This is a genomic window from Paenibacillus sp. OT2-17, assembly GCF_009827695.1.
Classification (GTDB): domain Bacteria; phylum Bacillota; class Bacilli; order Paenibacillales; family Paenibacillaceae; genus Paenibacillus; species Paenibacillus polymyxa_B.
This window is the reverse complement of sequence record NZ_WUDQ01000714.1, coordinates 1-1,607: the sequence shown is the minus strand read 5'-3', so window position 1 is coordinate 1,607 and position 1,607 is coordinate 1. Positions and strand designations below refer to the sequence as shown.

Here is a 1,607-nt window from a genome sequence, read left to right as displayed (position 1 = left end):
GGCAGGCTTTTTCCTCCAAAGGATTCCCACGTCTTGCGTCCCATGAGTACCGTTTTATTAATCGTCTGTTCTTTGAAAAAGGCCATGTCTCTAGGGAGGCGCCAGGGAAGTTTGTTATCCCGGCCAATCACACCATTTTGTGCCATAGCCCATATCATTGAAATGCCCATTTTTCCACCTCCTCTAATCAGATGGCGACAGGCGCCTTAATCCCTGGATGATACTCGTAATTTTCAAAAGCAAAATCGTCGTAGGTATAATCAAAAATCGAATCCGGCTTGCGCAGAATTTTCAACTGAGGCAACGGATAAGGATCACGTTCCAACTGCGTATGCACTTGCTGCATATGATTTGAATAAATATGCACATCGCCGCCTGACCAAATAAATTCGCCGGGCTCCAAACCGCACTGCTGTGCAACCATATGCGTTAGCAATGCATAACTTGCGATATTGAACGGTAACCCTAAAAAGGTATCCACAGAACGCATCGTTAGCATACAGGAAAGTTTCCCTCCAGCTACATAGAACTGAAATACAAAATGACATGGCGGCAACTTCATCGATTCGATTTCAGCTACATTCCAAGCACTGACGATGTGTCGACGTGAATCCGGATTATTTTTAATAGCCTCAATGACATTCGAAATTTGGTCAATATGTTGTCCATCTGTTGTTTCCCACGAGCGCCATTGTGATCCATATACAGGCCCCAGATTGCCCTGCTCATCCGCCCATTCATCCCAAATGGTAACTCCGTTCTCCTTGAGATAAGAAATGTTGGTATCTCCCCGCAAAAACCATAACAGCTCATGAATAACGGATTTCAAATGTACTCTTTTGGTGGTCACCAAGGGGAAGCCCTTGGCCAGATCAAAACGAAGTTGTCTTCCGAAAACAGATAGTGTACCCGTTCCTGTACGATCCTCTTTTTTTACTCCATTCTCTAAAATATCCTCCAGCAGTTCCAAATAGTTACGCACGTTATTCCTCTCCTTTGAGCATGAATAAAAACCTGGCATCGCCAGATTCTAATCTTTAAAATTCTTTTTCTGCACCAATATCTATATTTAGTTTATCATGTACGGTGCTTCGTTGACCATGTACTGTGTGAATTTTCATGGTAGTCCTGAAAATCCTAAAGTTTGAAAAAAAAGAGACAAAGAGCGCAGATATAGCGCTCCTTGCCTCTCTTTGTCATGTATGAAAACCAAAAACGAGATAATGAAAAATGGTATTAGCGACGTGGTGCCAATGCGTGGATCGGATGACCCAGCACGACTTCTGCTGCTTCCATAACGATTTCGCCCAATGTAGGGTGAGCATGAATAGTCAAGGAGATATCTTCGAGTGTAGCACCCATTTCAATCGCCAGACCCAGCTCAGCAATAAGGTTGGAAGCTTCCAGACCTACGATTTGCGTACCCAGTACCAGACCTGTGTCAGCGTCAGCTACGATTTTCACAAAACCTTCAGCAGCGTTCAGGGAAACCGCACGACCGTTTGCTCCATAAGAGAACTTGCCAACTTTGACATTGTAGCCTTTTTCTTTGGCTTGTGTCTCTGTGTAGCCTACACTGGAGCATTCTGGATCTGTGAAAACGACAG

General features: G+C 44.2%; 2 protein-coding genes and 1 pseudogene. All 3 read right to left on the bottom strand.

Annotated elements, in window-relative coordinates; translation table 11 throughout:
- Positions 1 to 170 (bottom strand): dihydrofolate reductase (locus GRP75_RS26400; RefSeq protein ID WP_160790826.1); only part of this gene is annotated, 170 nt, incomplete at its 3' end.
- A gap of 17 nt (positions 171 to 187) precedes the next feature.
- Positions 188 to 982: a thymidylate synthase gene (gene thyA / locus GRP75_RS26395; protein ID WP_023988969.1), complete on the bottom strand. Its 795-nt coding sequence runs from the start codon at positions 980 to 982 to the stop codon at positions 188 to 190.
- A gap of 254 nt (positions 983 to 1,236) precedes the next feature.
- Positions 1,237 to 1,607 (bottom strand): annotated as a pseudogene (locus tag GRP75_RS26390) (dihydrolipoyl dehydrogenase); the annotation flags it as partial.